Below are 22,482 nucleotides of genomic sequence, written 5' to 3' on the forward strand. Positions count from 1 at the left end.
GCCGCAGGGCGAAAGGAATACCATGCTCCCCACAGACACTCGCACCCCCGTCATCCTCATCAACTCCGCCAAAACCGCACTGGCCCGCTCAGTCCATCGCGCACTGTTCAGCATCACCCTGGCGACCCCGCTGGCTGCGGTGATGATTGCCCAGCCCGCCGTCGCCCAGGCCCGCGCCGATGCCGCGTTCGACATCCCGGCCGGCCCGCTGGGCTCGGCGCTTACCCAGTTCGCGGCAGCGGCAGGGGTGACGGTCTCCTTCGAGCCGTCCTACGTCCAATCGCTGAGCTCACCCGGCTTGCATGGCCGCTACAGTGCCGAGGCCGGCCTGCGCCAACTGCTCGTGGGCAGCAAATTGCAGGTGCTGCGCCAGGCCAATGGCAGCTACTCGCTGCTGCCCATGGTCGGCGATGCCGCGACGCTGCAACTGGACAGCACCAGCATTACCGGCACCGCCGTGGAATCGGCCTATGGCCCGGTAAACGGCTATGTCGCCACCCGCAGTGCGACAGGCACCAAGACCGATACACCGATCCTGGAAATACCCCAGGCCATCAACGTGATCACCGCCGACCAGGTGCAGGCCCAGGGCGCGCGCAACCTGACCCAGGCACTGCGCTACACGCCGGGGTTGGCCACGGGCGGCTTCACCGACCGCAACACCATTGCCGACGAAATCACCAGCCGTGGCTTTGCCCCGACCCCGCTGTACCTGGACGGCGCATACGTGCCGTATGCCGGCAGCCTGGGCGGTGCACCGCAGATCGACCCCTACACCCTGGAGCGCATCGAGGTGCTCAAAGGCCCCTCGTCGGTGCTCTATGGGCAAAACCAGCCGGGCGGGCTGATCAACATGGTTTCCAAGCGCCCGACCCGCGAGCAGCGTAGCCAGGTCAAGCTGGGCGCCGGCAGCTACAACCGCGCCAACGGTGCCTTCGACACCAGCGGCCCCTTGGATGAGCAGGGCGAGTTTACCTATCGCCTGGTCGGTGTTGCCAACAAGGGCAACGAACAGGTGGCCCACGCCCATAGCGAACGCCTGCTGCTGGCACCCAGCCTGACCTGGTCGCCGAACGAGGACACCTCCTTCACCGTGCTGGCGCAGGTGCAGCGTGACGACGGCGCTGCCGATTACCAGTCGCTGCCGATGATCGGCTCGCTCAAGCGTGGCCCGACGGGCCAGCACATCGACCGCGACTTCTTCTCGGGCGACTCGCACTACAACGATTACAAGCGCAACCAGTACATCTTCGGCTATGACTTCACTCACCGCTTCAGCGATGACCTGGCCGTGCGTTCGACGGCGCGTTACACCGATGTGCGGGATCGCTACAAAGGGTTCTACCTGCGTAGCTTCGTCTCGGACGGCGACAGCGTCGATTACACCCGGGCCAACCGGGTCAAGCTCGACTGGCGCCAGCACAATATCGCCTACACCCTCGATAACAACCTGGAATACAGGTTCAACACCGGCGCGCTGCAGCACACCACGCTCGCAGGTGTGGACTACCGCCACTTCTCGCGCAAATACGATGGCTACAACGCCTACAACGTGTTGCCGGTCGACCTGTATGGCAAGAACAACTACGACACCAGCAGCGTGACCCCGGTGCTGGACACCCAATGGGACAACACGGTTCGCCAGACCGGTGTGTACGTGCAGGACCAGATCAAGCTGGACCAGTGGATCCTGACCGTGGGCGGCCGCCAGGACTGGGCCGAAATCGACAACAAGGACCTGCTGGCCAAGAGCATCGCCTCGCAGCGTGACAACAAGTTCACCGGCCGTATCGGCCTGACCTACGTCACCGAATTCGGTCTGGCGCCTTACGTCAGCTATTCGCAGTCGTTCTTGCCGACGCTGGGCACGGACTCCGCTGGCAAGTCGTTTGAACCGACCGAGGGTGAACAGTACGAAGTGGGGGTGAAGTACCAGCCGGCCGAGGGCACATTGCTGACCGCCTCGGTGTTTCAGGTCACGCAGAAGAACGTGCTGACCCAGGACGACGACAACCCCCAGTACCAGGCGCAGGATGGCGAGGTACGTTCGCGCGGCGTTGAACTGGAGCTCAAGTCCACCCTCGACAATATCGATGTGCTGGCCGCTGCAACCTACATCGACTCGTTCTATATCAAGAGCAACTATGGCGACCAAGGTAACCGCAGCGAATCGCAAGCGCCGGTTTCGGCCTCGCTGTGGGTGGATTACCACTTCACCCAGGCCATGCTCAATGGCCTGACATTCGGCGCAGGCGCACGCTATACCGGCCGCAAACCGGGTGACTCGTCCAATTCGTTCGACGTACCGGCGTATGCGGTATACGACGCCACCGTCAGCTACGACATGGGCAAACTCGACCCAAGCCTGCGCGGCCTGCAGGCCAGCGTGAACGTGCAGAACATCTTCGACCGCGAGTACGTGTCGGACTGCAACTATGCGTTCGGTTGCTACTATGGCCAGGAGCGCGTGGCCTCGGTGGAGATGACCTACGATTGGTGACCGGCGCGATTTCAGGAGAGGAATTTGACAAAGATGAGCTCTGGATCACCGTCATCCAGGTTGTCGATCTGCCCACTCCTGATGAAACCGAGTTGAGCCAGCACACCCTGCATCGGCGCATTTGAAGCATTGGTCGACGTGAACAGCTTGCCACCCCGGCACTGCGACTCCAGTGTGCGCATGATGGCCGCCGCGATACCGCGGCGGCGTGCCGATTCCTTCACCACGACCAGCGCAATGAACGGTTGATCGAAGAAGGTATCGTTGAGCACGCCATACCCTGTCAGCTGGGATGTATCGTGCGCGTCTGCGGCCACCCAGCATTGGCCGTAGGCGACCGCGTCTGCAATGAATGTTTGCCGTTGCCGATCACCCCGAGCGATCGCGTCCAGCGCAAAAAGCGCCTCGACGTCCTCGGGCTGGGCGAGTCGTATGGTTGATCGCAAGTCCATTATTGTTCACCTCTAGGCGTGCGTGCGCGATGTAAAAACTGCAGGTTCTTATGAATCAAATACGATGCATATAAGGCAGTTTTCAGAAAAATGCACCGTATACGATGCAGGGCGCATCGTCGGCAGCCTCGATGAGGGTAGAGCGCCCGTGCTATCAACAAACCCCAGCACGGGCGCCACGTTATACTTGGCGCCTTTTGCCCGTGGCCGGAGAGCCCTATGCGCCAGGTTTTGCTTATCGTCGATGTTCAATCCACCTTCAGCCCGCCCGAATGGTTGGTAGACGGTTTGCGGCGGTTGTCGGCGAACATCCCGACCGTCGCCTCGGTCGAACTGCACGATGAGCAGGTCACGCCGTTTCAGCGCCAGCTTGGCTGGCACCCGGCGGCCGAGGACGAGAGCCTGATCGAGGCGGACCAGGTGTTCGTCAAGCATGGCTACGGGCAGACCATCGAAACCCTCGAGTACATCAAGCAGCTGGGCGTGGAGCGGGTACTGGTGTGTGGCATGCAGACCGAAACCTGCGTGCTTGCCGCTGGCTTCGCCCTGTTCGATGCAGGGCTGGCGCCTACGCTGGTGACCGACATGACGGTAGGGTCATCGCTGGACAGGTCCGGCCAGTTGGGCATCGACCTGTGGAAGCATCACTTTGGCCAAGTGACGACCACTGCTGAAGTGCTGGCCTCGCTGCACGGGTGAGGGCAAAAGGCGCTAGCGGTGCAATCATTTTGCCATCGTCATTCGTCAATGAGTATCATTGTCGATTGATGGCAACTTTGATACACCTGGATCGAGAAGGATCTCCATGCTGAAAAAGTCTTACCTTGTGGCTGTGCTGCTGCCGGTTGCCATGAATTGGTGCGCCCTGGCGCACGCCTTCACCGACGGCACCGACCACTCCGCGACCCTGGAAAAGGTCGAGCAGACCTTCGTGGTGCAGATGGATGGCAGTAATCGTCTGGACGTCGACAGTGTGCTGTTGATCAACGAGGAGCGCGCGATCAAGGCCAGTGCCCAGCGCCCGGTGAGTTACAACCGGTCGCTGGAAACCCTGGATGTGATCGAGGCGTACACGCAAAAGCCCGATGGGCGCAAGGTGATGGTGGATGCCGCGCACATCAAGGAGCAGCAGGAGCAGGCATCCGCGCAGGCGCCGATGTTTCAGGACAGCGTCAACAAGGTGATCATCTTCCCTGAGGTTGCGGTGGGGGACCGTCTGGTGCTGCGTTATCAGCGCAACCGCTTCACGCCGCTGTTCCCTGGCCAGTTCGAAGACATCACCGTGCCGGAATTCCACCCGGTCGGGCAGTTCACGCTCATCTATGACATGCCTGAGGGCATGCCCCTGCAGGCTGATGCGCGCAACTTCAAGGCGTCGCTGCCGGCGGCTGCGCCAGGGCGCAAGGTCTATCGCTGGGATTACGTGCCGGCGGACCGTGCGCGGATCGAGGCGAGTGCGGTGTCCTACCTGGACTACGGGCACTACCTGGCGGTGTCGACATTCACCGATTTCAAAGCGTTCGCCCAGGCCTACCAGGCACGCGCCAAGGTCGAGGTCACGGCACCGATCCGCGAGTTGGCGCAACGCCTCACGGCCCATTTGCCCACCACGCGGGAAAAGGCACTGACGCTCAGTGACTGGGTGCGTGAAAACATCCGTTATGTCGCCGTGTATGTCGGCGCCGGTGGGGTAGTGCCGCACGCGGCGCAAACCGTGCTGGATAACCGTTACGGTGACTGCAAGGACCATGTTGCCCTGCTTGAGGCGCTGCTGACGGCGGCGGGGATCAAAAGCACGCCAGCCCTGATCAACCTGGGCAACGCCTACGTGTTCCCCAAGGTGCCCGCGCTGGGGGTGTTGAACCATGTGATCACCTATGTGCCGAGCCTGGACCTGTACCTGGACTCCACCGACCCGTCGATCGCCGCGGGCTACCTGCCGTTGGCCGTGTTGAACAAGCGGGTGCTGCTGACCGCGACGGGTGAGTTCGGGCGAACCCCGGCCATCCAGCTCAACAAGGTTTCCAGTGACTTGCAGTTCAAGGTCAAGGGCGATGGTGGCGCAGACTTCACCAACGTCGCGACCGTGCAGGGTTGGGCCAGCGAGGTCAGCCGCTATGGTGTGAAATCGATGAAACCGGCGGACCGCGACCTGCTCGTCGAGAAGGTGCTCGGTGCCTATGGGCAGCGTGGCAGCGGTACCTTCGAGGTGCGCCCGAGCAACGCCAATGGCGACTTTGTCAGCACCGTCGATGGGCGCACGGAAAACCTCGTCAACCTGCCAGGGCCTGTGGGCATGGTGGCCTTGAGCAGCCTGGCGGGGGGGATCTCGCAGAACGTCTACAGCTTTGCCATGGAGAAGGAACGCAGCCAGCGCTTCGTGTGCATTTCCAATGACACCGTGGAAAAGTCGCGCTTCGAATTCCCGCCTGAGGTCAGTGTGCTGGCGATCCCCAAACAAGTGCGTCTGCAGGACGCCAACGTTGAGTACAGCGCGCAGTATGCCCAGGAGGGCAATGCCGTAGTGATCGAGCGGCATTTCAAGTTCAGCCGCCCGGATGTGGTCTGCTCACCTGAAGATTTTGCCGCCATGAAGCCGGCCATCGAGGCGATGGTCAGGGACCTGCAGAGCCAGATCATCGTACAGGCCAGCTAGCCCAATCTGGCCGCCCCTGCAGCGCCGCCTCCTGGATCAATACGTAGCCATTGATTCATGAGGGGCGCTGCAGGTGGGGGCTTGCTCAGAAGTCCCAGCGGGTGGTGACCATCAGGTTGCGTGGCTCGCCATAGTAGGTGGTACCGAAGTTGCCAAGCCCGGTCAGGTACACCTTGTCGAACACGTTGTTGGCATTGACCGTGAAGCTCAGGTGCTCGCTGTACTGGTAGCGGGTCATCAGGTCCACCAGGGTGTAACCGCCTTGCTTGATGCGTGTGTAGTCGTTGGCGGCCGGGCTGTAGATGCTGCCGTAGAACCCACTCTGCCAGCGCAGCCCACCGCCGACGGTGATGCGGTCCAATGCGCCGGGCAACCGGTAGGTGTTGAACAGCCGCGCCACATGCTCAGGCTTGGTGGTCGCCAGCGGGAAGCCGAACAGGCGGTTGTCGTCAGCGTCGCGCGTACGGGCGTAGGTGTAACCGGCGGTGATGTTCCAGCCCGGGGCCAGTTCGCCTGCCAGTTCCAGTTCGACGCCCTGGGTGGTGGCACCGTCGATGGCGGTGTAGATGCCCTCGTTGGTGACCGGGTTGGTGCCCACCGAGGAGGCGACGTTGTCTTGCTCGATACGGAAGAACGCCAGCGTGGCGTTCAGCCTGCCATCGAAATAGGCGGCTTTGAGGCCTGCCTCATAACCATCGCCTTCCACCGGGTCGAGGGTGGCGCCGCTGACGTCCTTGTAGACTTGCGGCTGGTAGATCGAGGTGTAGCTGGCGTACACCGAGTACGTGTCGTCCAGGTCATAGACCACGCCGGCGTAAGGGGTGACGACGCCGTGCTGCTTGTAGCTGGCGTGGGTGTCATCCAGGGGCGAGGTCGGGTAGTAGTCCTGGTCGTCGTTGTACTTGAAGGTGCTGACCCGGGTGCCGAGGATCACCGAGAGGTTGTCGGTCGGCTTCAGGCGGGTGGCCACGTAAGCGCCGTTCTGGCTCTGGGCGGTGGTGTAATCGCCGTTCTTCGGGAAGTCCTGTTCCGCAACCTTGCCGTTCCAGTCGAAGATCGAGCCCGGTACCTGGGCGAAGGCGCTGCCGTCGTAGGTGTCGCCGGTCAGGCGCGAATGCGAGGTCATGAAGCCTGCGACCAGCTCATTCTGACGGCCGAACAGGGTGAAGGGCCCCGACACACTCAGGTCTGCGGTGTTCTGCACACGATGCCCTTCCCAACGCCCCCAATAGAAGAACATGCCTTCGCCGGTCGTGGCGTCGGGGTTGCCCCCACTGGCTGATGCCAGGCGGGTGTCATGGTCGCTGATCATGTGGTTGAGGCTGAGCTTGACCTTCCAGTCGTTGGCCAGCGCCTGCTCCAGCGAGCCGAAGTAGGTGGTGGACTGGAAGTCGCGGCGGCTCCAGTCGGCCCCCGGGTTGTGCGAGCGCGAGAAGTCGGTGCGGCTGCCGTCGGAGAAGTACGTCGGGTTACCGGTCCAGGACGAGCCGCGCGGGGTGGTGGTCTGGTTGTCGATGCCGAAGGTGAGCAGCGTGTCGGGCGTCAGGTCGGCTTCGAGAATGCCGTAGTAGACGTCCTTCTTCTGTTTGTAGTGATCCAGGTACGACTTGCGGTCCTGGTAGGCGCCGACGAAGCGGCCGCGCACGTTGCCGCTGGCATTGAGCGGGCCGGAAATGTCACCTTCGGTGCGGTAGTTGTCCCAGGAGCCAGCGCTGGCGGTGATCGAGGCCTTGAAGTCGTGGGTAGGCTTCTTGCGGATCAGGTTGACCGTGGCGGAGGGGTCGCCGGAGCCGGTCATCAGCCCGGTTGCGCCCTTGATGACTTCCACGCGGTCGTAGGCGGCCATGTCGACATGGGTCGCGCCTTCGTCGTAGACGCCGTCATAGATGGTGTTGACGCCATCGTACTGGTAGTTGGTGATGGCAAAGCCGCGCGCGGAATACTCCATGCGCTCGCTGTCATACGCCTGCACCGAAACTCCGGGGGTGTTGCGCAGCACTTCGCCGATGTCTTGCGAGCCGTGGTCGTCGATGGCCTGGCGGGTTATCACGCTGACAGACTGGGGCGTCTCGCGCAGGGTCAGCGGCAGCTTGGTTGCGGTGGTGGAGCCACCGGTGGTGTAGCTGCCAGTGCCTTCGGTGATGTTGCCCAGGCCTTGGCCGTCGATGCGGCTTGGGGCCAGTTCAACCACGTCACCCTGCTGGGTGGTGAGCAGCAGCGAGTAGCGGCCGTCGCTTTCCTTGACGGCCTGCAAGCCTGTGCCGCTGAGCAGAATCTGCAGGGCCTGGTCGACCGGGTACTGGCCATTCAAGGCCGGCGAGCGTTTACCGCGTGTCCACTGGGTGTCGAACGACAGCACAATGCCGGACTCTGCAGCGAACTGGGTCAATGTTTCGCCCAGGTCCCCTTGCGGCAGGTGGTAGTCATGCGCTTGCGCGGCGCAGGCTGCGCCCGGCCCACCGAGCAGAACAGTCAACAGCAGGCAGGTGCGCAGGTCTGGCGCGCTGAAGGGCCTGAGAGTGAAGCGGCAGGTCATCGTCGAGGTCTCGGAAAGGTAAAGAGGCAGCCACAGCTGGGGTTACCTATGAGTCGGATGAGCCGCGCGAAAGTGATCAGGCATTTTGCGTTTATTTCATGCGGCGGTAATCGTCACCCAGAAACGCGTGCGGCGCTGCACCTGCACCGGCAAGGAGGTAGCCAGTGCCCGCAAGATCTGTTCGGTATCATCGAGCCGGTAGGTGCCGCTGATGCGCAGCCCAGCCACCGACGGCGCGCAGTGCAGCCAACCTGGCCGGTACCGTGAAACCTCGGTGACGAAGGTGTCCAGGCGTTGGTCATTGACGATCAGCAAGCCTCTGCTCCAGGCGTCTGCGGCGTTGGCCAGCGTCTGCACAGCCGAAAAGCCCTTGCCATCGAACTGGCAGCTCTGGCCGCCGTGCACCTCCATGGCCTGGCCCGAGGCGAGCGTCACACGTGCCTGCTGGCCAAACACATCGAGCTTGCTGGCGTCATCGAACAGCCGCACGCAAAAGCGGCTGTGGCCAGCCGCGATGCTGCCGTGCCGGGTCACCACGCTGCAGCGTTGCTGCTCTGGCACCTCGACCATGATCTCGCCCTGGCGCAGCCGCACATACGGCTGTTCGCGGGTGTCATCGATATCAACTGCCGAGGCACTGTTGAGCAGCAGCGTGCTGCCGTTTTTCAGGGTCAGTGAGCGCTGTTCACCCACGCCACTGCGTACATCAGCCAGCAACGGTGAATACTGCATTTCGCGATAGCTACCCAAGCCCAGTGCACTGCCACCCAGCAGCACCAGCCCGGCCTTGACCACGCGGCGGCGGGTGGCGTGGCGGCCATGCGCCGCCAGCGACAGTACACGGCTGGTGGCCGGGGCAGGGGTTGCGCTCATGCGGGTCTGCAAACGTTCGGCCTGCTGCCAGGCCCAGGCATTGGCGGGCGCAGCGTTCAGCCATGACTGCCAGGCGCTATGGTCGCTGGGCTGCACTTCACCGCTGTTGAGCTGGCTGTACCAATGCGCGGCCTGACGCAGGGCTGTGCGCTGCTCGGCACTCAAAGCCATGCTCACTGGCCGTGGGTCAGGCTGTAGATCATGCAGTGTTCCGCCGCTTTGGCAATGTAGCGGCGCACCGTCACTTCAGAGACGCCCAACTGGGCGGCGATGCGTTTGTACGGCATGCCATCGACCTGCGACAGCAAGAATGCCTCCCGCACATTGGCGCCAAGCGCTGCCAGCATCGCATCCAGTTCAAATAACGTTTGCAGCAGCGAAAAGCGTTGTTCGGCCGAGATATCCAAGGCTTCGGGTTGCTCGGCCAGTACCTGCAGCCAGGCCCGCTCCAGGTGCACCCGGCGCAGGTGGTCGATCATCAGGCGACGGGCGATCGTGGCCAGGTAGCCCTTGGGTTCGCGGACCGCTTCGAGCTTGGCCGCCGCATCGGCGGCCGTCATCACGCGAACGAACACGTCCTGGACCAGGTCCGCGGCCAGGTGGGTACAGTTGACCCGAGGTGTCAGCCAGCCGTGCAGCCATTTGCTCTGCGCACGGTAGAGCTGGCTGACCTGGGAATTGAGGGCTACGTCCGGGGTGCTCATCCATGCCGCCTGAAAAGAGTTGCAAATGTTAATGGTTCGCATTTTATGCAAAGTGTTTCAGGCTTGGCAATCACCAGCGGGCGGGCAGTGCCTTGTTCATGAGGAGGTCGCGCGTTCCAAGGCCTGCGCTGCGCGCGCCTTCCTGCTCACGTGCCAGCGTGTCAGTACGCCGCGCAGCAGGGTGTTCCAGCAGTAGCTCAGCACCACGCCACCGACAAGCGCCAGGGCCACCGCGAACAACGGCTGATCGTAGATGTGGCGCGCCAGCGACTGGAACTGGAAGTGCGTCAGGTAGATGAACAAGGTCGACGACGCGATCATCGCCCCCGCCCTGGCAACCACGCCCGGCACGGGCACAGCGCGGAACCAGATCAAGGCGAGCATCGCCGGCAGGGCAATATCGATGTAGCTGGCAAACGCCTGCCAGCCGATGCCGGCAATGGCCACCAGGTCCAGTTCGGCAATCAGCAGTACCGCCACTGCACTGGCGACGCCTTTGCGCAGCATCGAGTCGGCGTAGTGAATCGCCATGCCCAGCACCATCACCGCCAGGTAATGCTGGGGCACGCGGTTGAGCAGGGCCGTGGCGTCGAAGACGAAATGGCTGAGCAGCAGATCCGCCACCACCAGCGCGCAGGCGGCCATGGTCAGCCAGCGGAACGGGTTGGCAAGGATCGCCTTGCGCACGCGTTTGAACGACAACACAAGGCCAATGACCAGGATCATCTGCACCAGCACTTCGATGTACCAGTAGGCGAAGATACCGACCTTGTCGGGGGGGAACCAGTTGGAGATCAACAGCAGCGATTGCCAATGTACCTGGTCGAACAGCGCCTGAACCAACACCGTATAGGCAATGGTCGGCACCGCGATGGCTGCCACCGACTTGACCAGCATACGGGCGTCACCGCGCTCGTCGATGGCCTTGAACTGGAACCTGGCCAGGCTGATGCCAGAGATCAGGAACAGCACCGACGTCTCGCCTGCGATCCGCCATTCGGAAAACACCTCCAGGTGGCCAACCACAATCAGGATGATGGCGATCATCCGCAGGAAAACCGGCACCTCCATGACCCGCATCGACCACTTCGAGGCCTTGCTGCGCTGCTCGGCCAGTTCGGCCAGGTCCTGGACCGGGATCATTTCCCAGCGATCCGGCAGGTGGCCGATCAGTTCTTCCAGCACCATCGACGCGCGCACGAACGACAATGAATCGCCGCCGAGCTCCACGAAACTGAGCCGGGCATCGATGCGCGAGGCCTGCAGGATCTGTGCCCAAGCGTCGGTCAGTTTCAGGGCGAGCGGTGACAGTGGCCGCGTGGCCGCGTTGTCGAGGGTGTCGCTGCTGTCGAACGCCGCTGGCAAGGCGCGTTTGTCGACCTTGCCGTTGGGTGTGAGGGGGATGCCGGGCACCAACAGGAACATCGCCGGCACCATGTAGTCGGGCAGCATGCCCGCCATGGCTTGGCGCAGTTCAGCGGTGGCTACGGGGTGCTCGGCAACGCAATAGGCAACCAGCCTGACCGTCGCGTTGTCGTGGTTGGCCAGTACCACGCACTGTTTGATGCACGGATGCTGGCACAGGGCATTTTCGATTTCCGCCAGTTCGATGCGGTGGCCACGAATTTTCACCTGGCTGTCGCCGCGCCCCAGGAAGCTGGCGCTGCCATCGGCCAGGTAAGTGCCGAGGTCGCCAGTGCGGTAGCAGCGGTCGGCCTGGGCGCCGGTGAAGGGGTTGGCCACGAACTTTTCTGCGGTCAGTGCCGGATCACCCCAATAGCCTAGCGACAGGTAGGGGCTGCGGATCAGGATTTCCCCGACTTCGCCGGCTTCGACCAAGCGGTTGGCTTCATCGATGATCAACAGCTGCGCGCCGTCTATGCCTTTGCCCAAAGGGATGCGGCTGTTGTCGGCGCCCGGGTCGAGTGGGTGGTACGCCATGGCCTGCGGCGTTTCGGTGGTGCCGTAGAAATTCACACTACTGGCGTTGGGCGCAATCGCGCACACCTGCTGGTACAGCGTAGGGCTGAGTGCATCGCCGCCCCAGAACAGGTAGCGCAGGCGCTCGAACACCTGCCCGTTCATGCGCGCGCCGGTTTCGATGAGCTTGCCCAGGGGCGGGGTCAGGTGGATGACCGACAGGCCGTGGTGGTGTATCCAGGCGGCCAGGCGCGACGGGTCGGTCAGGGTTGCCTGGGCCGGGCAGACGACCGTTGCGCCGATCGACAACGGCGTGAACACGTCCCGGTAGACCGGGTCGTGGCCCAGGCCCGAGAGCAGGGAAAAACAGTCGCCGCGGGTAAAACCCTGCTGCTGCACATGCCAGTCGATGAAATGCACCAGGGGCGCGTGGTGGGTGATGATGCCCTTCGGTTCGCCAGTGCTGCCTGAGGTGAAGGTGATATAGGCCGGCTGCGCGGGGCTAACCTCAGGCAGGGGCGACTGCTTGCTGGCGATGTGTTGCAGTGCTTGGTCGGGGCAGGGCGGCACGTTGACGGTGCGGGCAAGGCTTGGCTCGACCTGGGCATCGCCACAGCGCAAGACAAAGGCTGGTTGGAGGGTGTGGATGATCTGCGCAATGCGCGCAGCAGGGTAAGCGGCGTCGGCTACGGTGAAGGTCAGCCCGGCGCGCAAGGCGCCGAGCATGGCATACACCAGCGCGGCACCACGGCTGGCGACGATTACCAGCCGATCGGTGCCATTGGCGCCGTTTTCCAGCAGGTACGTGGCAATGCCCTGGCTGATGCGGTCTAGCTGGCCGTAGCTGCAGGTGGCGTCGTGGGCGATGATGGCGGTGGCATCGGGCGAGTGCTTTGCTTGCTCCACAAAGGCGTGAAAGATCGGGCGCTCGGCGCGATATTCCAGGTTCTGCGTCGGGTTCGGGCGCATATCCGGCATGTTGGGTGTTTGCTCCGCATCAACGGCAGGGGGTTGGCTGGATAGCACAACGCTAGTGCAGGCTGGCGTTTGGCGCCAATGCCCCTGCGGTGATTGTGTTGAGGCGGAATTTTGGGGCCGCTTCGCAGCCCCAGATCCTCAGGCAACATCCACCAGCACGATCTCGCTGTCTTCGATGGCCGTAACCCGCAACACTGCTTCTTGCTCGATGGCCAGCCCATCACGTGCCTTGACGCGCACGCCGTTGACCTCCACCACCCCCTTGGCCGGCACCAGATAACCACGGCGCCCGGCATCAAAGCGGTACTCGGCGCTTTCCCCCGCCTGCAACGTCGCAGCCACCAACCGTGCATCGGTACGAATCTGCAAACTGTCTTCGTCACCTGCACGTCCACTGGCCAGGGTCACGAAGCCTTCGCCACGTTCTCCTTTAGGGAAGGGCCGGCTGCCCCAGGTCGGCGCATCGCCCACCCGCTCAGGCACCACCCAGATCTGGAAGATGCGCGTATCGACGTCCTCCAGGTTGTACTCGCTATGGACGATGCCGGAGCCTGCACTCATTACCTGCACATCACCCGCTTCGGTACGGCCTTTGTTACCCAGGCTGTCCTGGTGGGTGATCGCGCCTTCACGGACATAGGTGATGATTTCCATGTCCCGGTGCGGGTGCGACGGGAAACCGCTGCCAGCCGCAATCAGGTCGTCGTTCCAGACTCGCAGGTTGCCCCAGTGCATACGGGCGGGGTCGTAGTACTCGGCAAACGAGAAATGGTGATGGGCATCGAGCCAGCCGTGGTTGGCGTGGCCGAGGCTTTCGAAGGGTCGCAGTTGCAGCATGGTCGTGCTCCTTGAATGGGTGGAATGGGGCCATGATGCGTCAAAGAAAGATCGAAAATAAGCGTAAATATCGGCTAAATATAATCAATTAAATTGATTGTTCTGGGTGCGGTGTTTTATCCGTTTCATCGCCTAATCCACTGATCTGCAAGCATTCGCTGGTGATTTTTAGTAGATGCGGCGAACATGGCACGCTGATTTGTTTTCCATCGGAGTGACCGTGGCCCACGAGCATCCCCAGGCGCCTGCCGACCTGACCCCACCTGCCCAGTTACCCTGGTTTCGCCGCCTGGCCGCCCGCCTGCTGGGCCGAGGCCTGAGCCGCCTGCAAGCCCAGCATCGCGACTCCTGGTTCCTCGGCCATGCCACGGGGCAGCGCAGTGGCCATGAAGACGGTGTGCGTGAAGGCTTCGAGCGCGGGCGGGTAGAAGGCTACGAGGCGGGGCGACAGGTGCTGGTCATTCGCGATACCCGCCCCGATACCGCCGCCGTGCCCGGCCAGGACAACAACCTTTTCGACGACTGGCGCCTGCCGTTGACCGCCGAACTGAAAAAGCGCTTCAAGGCAGATGTGGCGCAGCGCCTGCCGGCCGAAGCGCAACCCAGTGCGGCGCAGTGGAAGCTGATTTTCAGCGACACCCCCTCCACCTGTGTGGTGGCCGGGGCCGGGGCGGGCAAGTCGACCTCGCTGGTACTGCGGATTCTGCTGCTGCGCCATTACCTGGGCTACGAGCTGGATGCGATGACCGTGGTCACCTTCACCCGCGAGTCGCGCAGAGACTTCATCAAGCGCCTGTTGCAGGTGTTCGCCTTGTGGCAGATCGACCTGCAGCCCGCGCTTGCCCGTGAGCTGGTGCGCACCTTCCATTCGCGCATCTTGCCGCTGGTACGCAGCCTGCCAGGCTTTGGCCAGGTGCGTGCGTTCGAGACGCTGGGCAACGAGATGCCGGCCGGCCGTGAGGCCGAGGCCGAGAGCAACCCGTTCGACCTGCGCCTGAACGATGCGCAACGCCAGCAGCTCAACCTCTGCTACAGCACCTTGCTGGGCGAGAACCCGCGTTTCGCCGAGCTTGTTGGCCTGTTGCGCAGCGAGGCGTTGCAGCTCAAGCCGCTGGACCCCAACCACCCCGATGTGCAAAAGCGTGCGCAGGTGACGCAGTTGGCCGCCCAGCGCGACGAAGAGCTGTGCGATGTGATCGAGGACCTGTGGTTCGCTGCAGGTGCCTGGCCGATCAAGGGCATCGAGCCGTGTCGCGACACGCTCGAAATCCGCGGCAGCCGCTTCCATGTGCATGGCCGCCTGCAGGGGCAGGGTGCCTGGGTGGTGCTGGGCTTCGACCCCGCAGAGAGCGCGCAGTACCAGCGCCCCGGCGCCAAGCTGGCGGTGCGTGCCGAGTGGGCGGTCAAGCGCACCCTGTTGCAGGCGTTCTGCGACAAGCCCCTGATCTGGCTGGACAACTATGCAGCCGCCCGGCGTTTGGCTGCGTCCCTGGCCGGTGATGCGGTGGCCGGCCCCGGGTTCGAATACAAGGTCAAGGGTGAACTGGCCCCGGCACCGCTGCTCGACGCCTTTGTCGGCGCCGCCAACTTCATCGAAAACCTGGGCCTTGACGTGAGCAGCGCCGTGGCGGCGATGAGCTTCCCGGCAGGCGACAGCGACGGCCTGTTCTTCGAAGCGTTGGCCTTGTACTGGAAAGCCCTGGAGGCACATCTGCTGAGCCAGTCGCCACCGGTGATGAGCTACAACCGCATGTTCGCCCTGTTTGGCGAGAACAACCCGGAAAACCTGCAACTGCTGCCCGACCCCTTGCTCAGGCCGCTGGCGCACCTGATGATCGACGAGTTCCAGGACGTTTCGCCGCAGATCGTCAGCTGGCTGCGTGCCAGCCTTGCCGAGATCCGCCGGCGCGGGCCGTCGATGCACACCGGTCGTAACGCCCAGCATTCCTCGCTGTTGTGTGTGGGGGACGACTGGCAATCGATCTATGGCTGGCGCGGCAGTTCGCCGAAGTACTTCATGGAGTTCACCAAGGCATTCGTGTCGCCGGCCAACACCCGGGTGATGATGGTCGAGAACTACCGCTGCCAGCAGCAGGTGATCGACGCTGCCGAGTTCCTGGTCAAGGGCACCCCGGCGATCACCGGCAAGAAGGCCCGGGCCAGTGGGCCAGCAGCCGAGTTGCCGGGCTCGCCGGTCAAGGTGTTCGACCGTGATGAGGCGGCGCTGGGCGAGACCCTGATCGAGCATTATCAACGTGGCGAGTCGGTGATGATGCTGTACCGCAAGGGCAGCGACAAAGCCCTGATGAACGAACACCTGCAAGCGGTGCTGCACGCCGAGGCTGGATTGCCCGCCGAGCAGCGTCGGCTGCGGCAGCTGACTTATCACAGCGCCAAAGGCTTGCAGGCCGATGCGGTGTTCATGCTCGGCGACTGCCAATACCTGACCAGTTCGCCCTACAAGAACCAGGTGTATCGCTTGGCCGGCCTTGGTAAGCCCGGTGATGCCCAGGCATTCGATACGGCGCAGAAGGAAGAGGTCCAGCGGCTGGCCTACGTGGCGGTCACGCGTGCTGTCAGGCACTGCTATTGGCATGTGGAAGCGGCCAACAGCGAAGCGCCGGCGGCGCCCCGGGCGTCGGGCCAGGTGGATGGCCGGCAGGCCTTCTTCGAGGACCTGCGCGGCCAGTGACGTGCATGGGTGCACGGGTTTGAACCTGAGGGTCGGTGACGGCTAAGTCACAGTCGGTGACGGGCCAATCAGTCGCCTGCCGTTACGCCAAGGTAACCTGTCGGAGCCCCGTGCGGCCCGGCGCAAGGGTTGTCGCTGGCGATCTGCTTCGAAGAGGCCGGCGGCGTATTCGGCCTGGTGGGGTCGTGCCAGGCTTCAAGTCAGGAAGCGTACCCATGCGTGCAACACCCAAGGATCACCTGCTTGACCTCAATGGCATCCAGATTGCCATACGCTGCTGGGGCCCGGAGGACGGCATTCCCGTGCTGGCCCTGCATGGGTGGCTGGACAACGCCGCCTCGTTCGAGCGCCTGGCACCGATGCTCGATGGCTGTTTCGTGGTGGCCCCCGACCTGGTCGGCCATGGCCGTTCGGACCATCGTCGCCACGACAGTGGCTACTACCTGTGGGAGCACGCCGAGGACATGCTGGCGGTGACCGACGCCCTGGGCCTGGCGCAATTTCATGTGCTGGCGCACGGCATGGGCACCGGCGTCGCATCGCTGCTGGCGGCCATGACCAGCGGTATCGCCAGCATGGTTTTCCTCGATGGCATGGGGGCGCCGTTCACGGTCGCCGAGGATGACCGCGTACAGCACCTGGCCCGCGCCTATCGGCTCAAGCGCATGGTTCAGCGCAGCCAGTTGCAGGGTTTCTCCGAGCCCGATGCGAGCCGTTTCGACAGCCTCGCCTCTGCCCTGGAGCAGCGGCGCACGCGTCTGGATGGCGAGCTGTCGGAGGGCGCCGCACGGCTGCTGGCGCAACGCGACCTGTTGCAGCTCAGCGATGGCTATTGCTGGCGCCACGACCCGCGCCTGGTGCTGCCCGAGCCCATGCCGTTGACCGAGCGCGAAGCCTGTGACCTGCTCGGCCAGATCCGCTGCCCGCTGTACTTGATGTTCGGTCGGCAAGGCGCTTTCAGCGGCAACGCCTTTGCCCAGCGTGAGGCGGCCTTGCCCAGCCATGCCAAGGTTTCCTGGCACCCCGGCGGGCACCACTTCCACCTGGAGTCGCCCGATCGGGCCCTGGTCGATCAGCTTCTGCGGTTGTTGGCGCGGCACGAAGGCGGGGTACTGCAGCGGTTGGTCAACGAGTAGCGGGCAATGGCCAGCGCGCCGGGTACTGGGCTATGGTGGCGGTTCACCTCGCGCAGACGCCACAAGGAGCCCCCACATGCGACCGTTCGCCATCAAGCACATCGACCACCTTGTGCTGCGGGTCAGCGACCTGCCGCGCAGCATCGCCTTCTATGTGGATGTGCTCGGCTGCACAGTCAGCAGGGTGCGTGAAGACCTGGGCATGGTCCACCTGGCCACGGGGGCGGCGATGATCGACCTGGTCACGCTGGACGGTGTGCTGGGGCAGCCCGGTGGCGCTGCGCCGGGCGCAGAGGGGCGCAACCTGCATCATTTCTGCCTGCGTATCGAACCCTTCGATGAACAGGCATTGACCGCTTACCTGCGCGCTGCGGGGGTGCAGGTGGAGCCTGCCGAGAAGCGCTACGGCGCCGAGGGCGAGGGGTTGTCGTTGTATTGCTTTGACCCGGACGGCAACCAGGTCGAGCTCAAAGGGCCGATTCCGTCTCCCGAGGCGTCGAAAAGGCAATGACGTGCCCGTTGTGCCAGTTCGCCATCACGGCGGGTGGATATCCCGGTAAAGCCGATTATGCTTCAGATACTTGCTGCGATCCGAGGCGGCCCGCCTCGTCGTGCTTCGCGCAACCAATGAAAGCCCTAGGGCCTGGGTGCGACGGTGAAATGGGTGTGAGGTGCTCCGGCCTGGGATAACAACAAGACGGAGGCAACCCATGGCGGTTATCGACAGCGCATCCACGGGCAGTAGCGCGCCCCAACGCGGTATTACCCGGGAGGAGCGCAAGGTTATCTTCGCCTCGTCCCTGGGCACAGTGTTCGAATGGTACGACTTCTACCTGTACGGCTCACTGGCCGCGATCATCGCCAAGCACTTCTTTGCCGGCGTCAACGAGACCACCTCGTTCATCTTCGCCCTGTTGGCGTTTGCCGCAGGCTTTGCCGTGCGGCCGTTTGGCGCCATCGTTTTCGGCCGCCTGGGCGATCTGATTGGGCGCAAGCACACCTTCCTGATCACCATCGTCATCATGGGCCTGTCCACCGCGCTGGTCGGGTTACTGCCCAGCTATACGACGATCGGCGTGGCGGCGCCGGTCATCCTCATCACCCTGCGCCTGCTGCAAGGCCTGGCACTGGGCGGTGAATACGGAGGGGCGGCAACCTACGTGGCCGAACATGCGCCCAAGGGCCGGCGTGGCTTCTTTACCGCCTGGATCCAGACCACCGCTACCCTGGGCCTGTTCCTGTCGCTGCTGGTGATCCTGGCTTGCCGCACGGTCCTGGGCACCGAGGCCTTCGAAGCCTGGGGCTGGCGCATTCCGTTCTTGCTGTCGATCCTGTTGCTGGCCATCTCGGTGTACATCCGCATGCAGCTCAACGAGTCGCCGGTGTTCCTGAAGATGAAGGCCGAGGGCAAGGCGTCCAAGGCGCCACTGACCGAATCGTTCGCCCGCTGGGAGAACCTCAAGGTGGTGATCATGTCGCTGCTCGGCGGTACCGCCGGCCAGGCCGTGGTGTGGTACACCGGGCAGTTCTATGCGCTGTTCTTCCTGTTGCAGACATTGAAGATCGACCCACAGACCGCCAACCTGCTGATTGCCGGTTCGCTGCTGATCGGCACGCCGTTCTTCATCATTTTCGGCAGCCTGTCGGACCGCATCGGGCGCAAGAAGATCATCATGGCTGGCTGCATCATCGCGGCGCTGACCTACTTCCCGATCTTCAAGGCGCTGACCGAGTACGGCAACCCCGACGTGTTCGTCGCCCAGGAGCAGAACCCGGTAGTGGTGGTGGCTGACCCCGGCCAGTGCGCGTTCCAGTTCGACCCGGTGGGCAAGGCCAAATTCACCAGCTCCTGCGACCTTGCCAAGAGTGTGCTGGCCAAGCGCGCGATCCCTTACTCCAACGAAAAAGCCGAGCCTGGCAGTGTGGCGCAGATCCGTATCGGCGAGCGGGTGATCCCGAGCTTTGACGGCCGCAGCTTGGCCGCAGCCGACTTCAAGGCGCAGAACGATGCCTTCACCGCCACCCTTGGCGGTGCGCTGAAAGAGGCGGGCTACCCCGAGAAGGCCGACCCTGCGAAAATCAATTATCCGATGGTGCTGTTGCTGCTGACCATCCTGGTGATCTACGTGACCATGGTCTACGGGCCGATTGCGGCCTGGCTGGTGGAGCTGTTCCCGGCGCGCATCCGTTACACCTCGATGTCGCTGCCGTACCACATCGGCAACGGCTGGTTCGGCGGCTTCCTGCCGACGGTGGCGTTTGCCATGGTGGCGGCGACCGGGGATATCTACTACGGCTTGTGGTACCCGATCGTGATCGCGCTGATGACGGCGGTGCTGGGGATCTTCTTCATGCCGGAGACCAAGGACCGGGACATCAGCCACACCTGATCCTGTCGCTGTATGCAGGAGCGCCCTGGCACGGGCGCCCCTGCAAGGGCGCATGGCTGGAAGCGGCGTCAGTCGAAATAGCCCCGCAGGGTAAAGGCGTACCCGGTATCTACCTCTGCGGCTTCAGCCCGGCTCCAGCGCTTGCTCAAGACGAACTCGAACGCCGGCTCGTACAGCCCGTCGCGCACCACCGCACCGCCGAGCACCTCCACGTCGTACCAGCCATTTTCCAGCTCGATGATCGGCCTCCCCGGCGCCTGGTAGCGTGCCAGCAGGTCGCCGAGGGTCTTGTTGGTGAAGTGCTGCAGGATGCGCCAGGTATAAAGCATCACCGCACGGTGCTCGACGTGCAGTACATACCCAGAACGCTGATGCTTCAGCCGGCTGCCCGGTTCACGCAGGGCGGGTGGGTGGCCATCGAGGGTGAAGATGATCCGGTAGGGCAGGTTGTCGATGCCCGCCATGGGTAGCACCACGCCTTCGCGTACTGCCTGATCGCCGCTGTCGTCATGGGTGAATGCGTGGGCCAGGTCGTCGGCCAGGCCGTTTTCCTGCTTGAAGCGTTCGAGTAGCTGGATGTCACCGACCAGGAAGTAATCGATCAGGTCGTTGAGGACTTCACTGAATTCGTGGCGCATTTGTTTTCCTTGTCAGGTGCGCAAGTGAGCAATGGCAACGCTAGCGGAGGGCGGGCCACAGGTGCCCGCCGGGCGGGCGGTTGCTAGTGTTTCTGGGCGATCTGGATCAGGTTGCCGCAGGTGTCGTCGAACACTGCCACAGTGACCGGCCCCACCACTGTGGGGGGTTGGGTGAATTGCACGCCGGCCGCGCACAACCGGGTGTACTCGGCCTGGATGTCGCGCACGCCGAATGAGGTGACGGGAATGCCGTCTTGCTTGAGCGCTGCCTTGTACACCTTGGCTGCGGGGTGGGCATCGGGTTCGAGCAGCAGCTCGACGCCATTGGGGTCGTGAGGTGAGGTGAGGGTCAGCCAGCGGTGCCGGCCCAGGGGGATGTCATGTTTGGGCATGAAGCCGAGCACGTAGTGATAGAAAGCCAAGGCCTTGGCCTGGTCGTCGACAAGGATGCTGGTGACCACGATCTTCATAGGCACACACCGTTTGCGGGGCTCGTTCACTCTTAGTAAAGACGCTCGGGCCTATTTGACCAGTGGCAGGCTTCACAGGGCGCCAGTCGCCGGCTACAAAAAACATGCTCAAGCCATAGGTAAATCCTTCATCGGCCGATCCCCCGGCAGCCAGGCCGCACGTTACAGTGACAGGCAAAATCCCCGAGCGCCCAGACAGCGCCAGAGAGGTACCTGTGGCTTCCTATACCTTGCGACAACTCAAGTATTTCGTCACCACCGTGGAGGCCGGCAGCGTCGCCGAGGCCTCGCGCCAGCTGTACATCGCCCAGCCGTCGATTTCCACGGCAATCAAGAGCCTGGAAGAAAGCTTTGGCGTGCAGTTGTTCATCCGCCACCACGCCCAAGGTGTGTCATTGACCCCCAGCGGCAAGCGCTTTTACGCCAAGACCAAATCGCTGCTGCAAATGGCCCACGAGTTCGAGCAGAACGCACTGGCTGACAACGACACCGTGGCCGGGCAGATCGACATCGGCTGTTTCGAAACGGTGGCGCCGCTGTACCTGCCGCGGCTGATCGCCGGTTTTCGCGAGCGTTACCCGGGCGTCGATATCCGCCTGCGCGATGGCGAGCAGCAGGACCTGATCCAGGGCCTGACCGCCGGCACTTTCGACCTGGTGTTTCTCTACGACCACGACCTTGATGGCACGATCGAGGCCGAGCCACTGATGCCGCCGCAAAAACCCTATGTGCTGTTGCCCGAAAAGCACCGCTTCGCCGGGCAAAGCCAGGTGTCGCTGCGCGACCTCTGCCCCGAGCCGATGATTCTGCTGGACGTGGCACCCAGCCGTACCTACTTCGTCAGCCTGTTCAACGAAATGGGGTTGACCCCCAACATCGTCTTCAGCTCGCCGTCGATCGAGATGGTGCGCGGCATGGTCGGGCAGGGGTTCGGCTTTTCGTTGCTGGTGACACGCCCGCATTCGGAGTGCACCTACGACGGGCAGCGCCTGGCGATGGTGGACATCGCCGAGCCGGTGGCGCTTTCAGGGCTGGCGGCAGCCCGCTTGAAGCGGGTACAGCTGACCAAACCGGCGCAGCTGTTCGTGGAGTTCTGCCGTGAAGAACTGGCCAAATTCTGATGCGCGCCGCTGGGCTGACCGTGCCTGAGGGTCAAGGGTTGAGCTGATACCCGCGCCCCTGCAAGCAACCACTGTACGCGCTGGCATGGGCCGAGCTCTGCGCCTGGTCCTGCGTGCGCCGATCCTCTCGACGGTCCTGGCGCTGGCGCATGCCACCGACCGCAGCCCCGGCGGCGGCGGTTTCACCGGCACGGTTCTGCCGGTACGCCTGCTTGGCATCGTCACTGGCCCGGTCATACACCTCGTCATGCTGATTGCCACGCACCTGCGCACCTACGGCACCTGCGGCAGCACCTGCCGCTGCACCGCGAACCCGGCCACCGACGTGGGCATCGCTGGAAGTCGCGGTGCTGTTCGCGGCATTGGTTGCGACGCTATTGCACTCATTGATGTCCTGTTGCATCTGCTGGCTGCTCTGGCCCTTCAGCGGCACCACTGTCTGCGCCTGGGCGGCAGGTGCTGTGCATAGCAGCACCAGCAGGTAACTCCAAGTAAACGAACGCATGGCACACCTCCTGTGGGCGTGACCCCCTTTCACAGGATAGTCCGTGCGAAACAAAACACCGACTGCTCTCGGAC

General features: G+C 63.3%; 17 protein-coding genes. 8 read left to right on the plus strand and 9 right to left on the minus strand.

The features are described from left to right. The first annotated feature begins 22 nt into the window (after positions 1-22). Positions 23-2,500: a TonB-dependent siderophore receptor gene (locus LOY26_RS10220; protein WP_258714680.1), complete on the plus strand. Its 2,478-nt coding sequence runs from the start codon at positions 23-25 to the stop codon at positions 2,498-2,500. Positions 2,501-2,511: 11 nt separating this feature from the next. On the opposite strand, the gene LOY26_RS10225 is transcribed toward LOY26_RS10220, so the two are convergent. After that, positions 2,512-2,952, minus strand: a complete 441-nt coding sequence (locus tag LOY26_RS10225) for a GNAT family N-acetyltransferase (RefSeq protein WP_186659974.1) — start codon at positions 2,950-2,952, stop codon at positions 2,512-2,514. A 219-nt stretch (positions 2,953-3,171) separates the two neighbouring features. On the opposite strand from LOY26_RS10225, the gene LOY26_RS10230 reads away from it, so the two are divergent. Together LOY26_RS10230 and LOY26_RS10235 are read left to right on the plus strand one after the other, a co-directional pair. Then, the gene (locus LOY26_RS10230; protein WP_258714681.1) at positions 3,172-3,651 is read left to right on the plus strand and encodes a cysteine hydrolase family protein; all 480 of its coding nucleotides are present in this window, start codon (positions 3,172-3,174) and stop codon (positions 3,649-3,651) included. A 106-nt stretch (positions 3,652-3,757) separates the two neighbouring features. Further along, positions 3,758-5,608 carry a DUF3857 domain-containing transglutaminase family protein gene (locus LOY26_RS10235; RefSeq protein ID WP_258714682.1) on the plus strand — a complete coding sequence of 617 codons (1,851 nt, stop codon included), beginning with the start codon at positions 3,758-3,760 and terminating at the stop codon, positions 5,606-5,608. Positions 5,609-5,693: 85 nt separating this feature from the next. Here LOY26_RS10235 and LOY26_RS10240 read toward each other — a convergent pair whose 3' ends face one another. The 5 genes from LOY26_RS10240 to LOY26_RS10260 all read right to left on the minus strand — a co-directional run bounded on the left by LOY26_RS10240 (position 5,694) and on the right by LOY26_RS10260 (position 13,456). Then, positions 5,694-8,144: a TonB-dependent receptor gene (locus tag LOY26_RS10240; RefSeq protein ID WP_258714683.1), complete on the minus strand. Its 2,451-nt coding sequence runs from the start codon at positions 8,142-8,144 to the stop codon at positions 5,694-5,696. Between the two features lie 96 nt (positions 8,145-8,240). Further along, the gene (locus LOY26_RS10245) at positions 8,241-9,188 is read right to left on the minus strand and encodes a FecR domain-containing protein (RefSeq protein ID WP_186659982.1); all 948 of its coding nucleotides are present in this window, start codon (positions 9,186-9,188) and stop codon (positions 8,241-8,243) included. Between the two features lie 2 nt (positions 9,189-9,190). After that, positions 9,191-9,721 (minus strand): sigma-70 family RNA polymerase sigma factor, encoded by a 531-nt coding sequence (locus LOY26_RS10250; protein ID WP_186659984.1) that lies wholly within the window; start codon positions 9,719-9,721, stop codon positions 9,191-9,193. Positions 9,722-9,817: 96 nt separating this feature from the next. Then, positions 9,818-12,619 (minus strand): amino acid adenylation domain-containing protein, encoded by a 2,802-nt coding sequence (locus LOY26_RS10255; protein ID WP_258714684.1) that lies wholly within the window; start codon positions 12,617-12,619, stop codon positions 9,818-9,820. A gap of 138 nt (positions 12,620-12,757) precedes the next feature. Then, complete coding sequence (locus LOY26_RS10260; RefSeq protein ID WP_033697268.1) at positions 12,758-13,456, minus strand: pirin family protein; 699 nt, start codon at positions 13,454-13,456, stop codon at positions 12,758-12,760. Between the two features lie 175 nt (positions 13,457-13,631). Between LOY26_RS10260 and LOY26_RS10265 the strand changes: the two genes are divergently transcribed. From LOY26_RS10265 to LOY26_RS10280, 4 genes are all read left to right on the plus strand, one after another. Further along, a complete protein-coding gene (locus LOY26_RS10265) occupies positions 13,632-16,148 on the plus strand; it encodes a UvrD-helicase domain-containing protein (protein ID WP_186666078.1) in 2,517 nt (838 codons plus the stop codon). A 215-nt stretch (positions 16,149-16,363) separates the two neighbouring features. Further along, on the plus strand, positions 16,364-17,284 hold the full coding sequence (locus tag LOY26_RS10270) for an alpha/beta fold hydrolase (RefSeq protein WP_186659992.1): 921 nt from the start codon (positions 16,364-16,366) through the stop codon (positions 17,282-17,284). 76 nt (positions 17,285-17,360) lie between these two features. After that, positions 17,361-17,795 carry a VOC family protein gene (locus LOY26_RS10275; RefSeq protein ID WP_258714685.1) on the plus strand — a complete coding sequence of 145 codons (435 nt, stop codon included), beginning with the start codon at positions 17,361-17,363 and terminating at the stop codon, positions 17,793-17,795. 199 nt (positions 17,796-17,994) lie between these two features. Next, entirely contained in the window at positions 17,995-19,674 is a 1,680-nt protein-coding gene (locus LOY26_RS10280) for an MFS transporter (RefSeq protein WP_258714686.1), read from the plus strand. 68 nt (positions 19,675-19,742) lie between these two features. Here LOY26_RS10280 and LOY26_RS10285 read toward each other — a convergent pair whose 3' ends face one another. Beyond that, positions 19,743-20,312 carry a hypothetical protein gene (locus LOY26_RS10285; protein ID WP_186659998.1) on the minus strand — a complete coding sequence of 190 codons (570 nt, stop codon included), beginning with the start codon at positions 20,310-20,312 and terminating at the stop codon, positions 19,743-19,745. An 83-nt stretch (positions 20,313-20,395) separates the two neighbouring features. After that, entirely contained in the window at positions 20,396-20,782 is a 387-nt protein-coding gene (locus LOY26_RS10290; RefSeq protein ID WP_186660000.1) for a VOC family protein, read from the minus strand. A gap of 215 nt (positions 20,783-20,997) precedes the next feature. Between LOY26_RS10290 and LOY26_RS10295 the strand changes: the two genes are divergently transcribed. After that, positions 20,998-21,903 (plus strand): LysR family transcriptional regulator, encoded by a 906-nt coding sequence (locus LOY26_RS10295; RefSeq protein WP_033697274.1) that lies wholly within the window; start codon positions 20,998-21,000, stop codon positions 21,901-21,903. A 31-nt stretch (positions 21,904-21,934) separates the two neighbouring features. On the opposite strand, the gene LOY26_RS10300 is transcribed toward LOY26_RS10295, so the two are convergent. Beyond that, a complete protein-coding gene (locus tag LOY26_RS10300) occupies positions 21,935-22,408 on the minus strand; it encodes a YMGG-like glycine zipper-containing protein (RefSeq protein WP_047583536.1) in 474 nt (157 codons plus the stop codon). Between the last annotated feature and the right edge of the window lie 74 nt (positions 22,409-22,482).

Origin of the sequence: Pseudomonas sp. B21-047, assembly GCF_024748775.1 — a bacterium.
Lineage (GTDB): Bacteria > Pseudomonadota > Gammaproteobacteria > Pseudomonadales > Pseudomonadaceae > Aquipseudomonas > Aquipseudomonas capeferrum.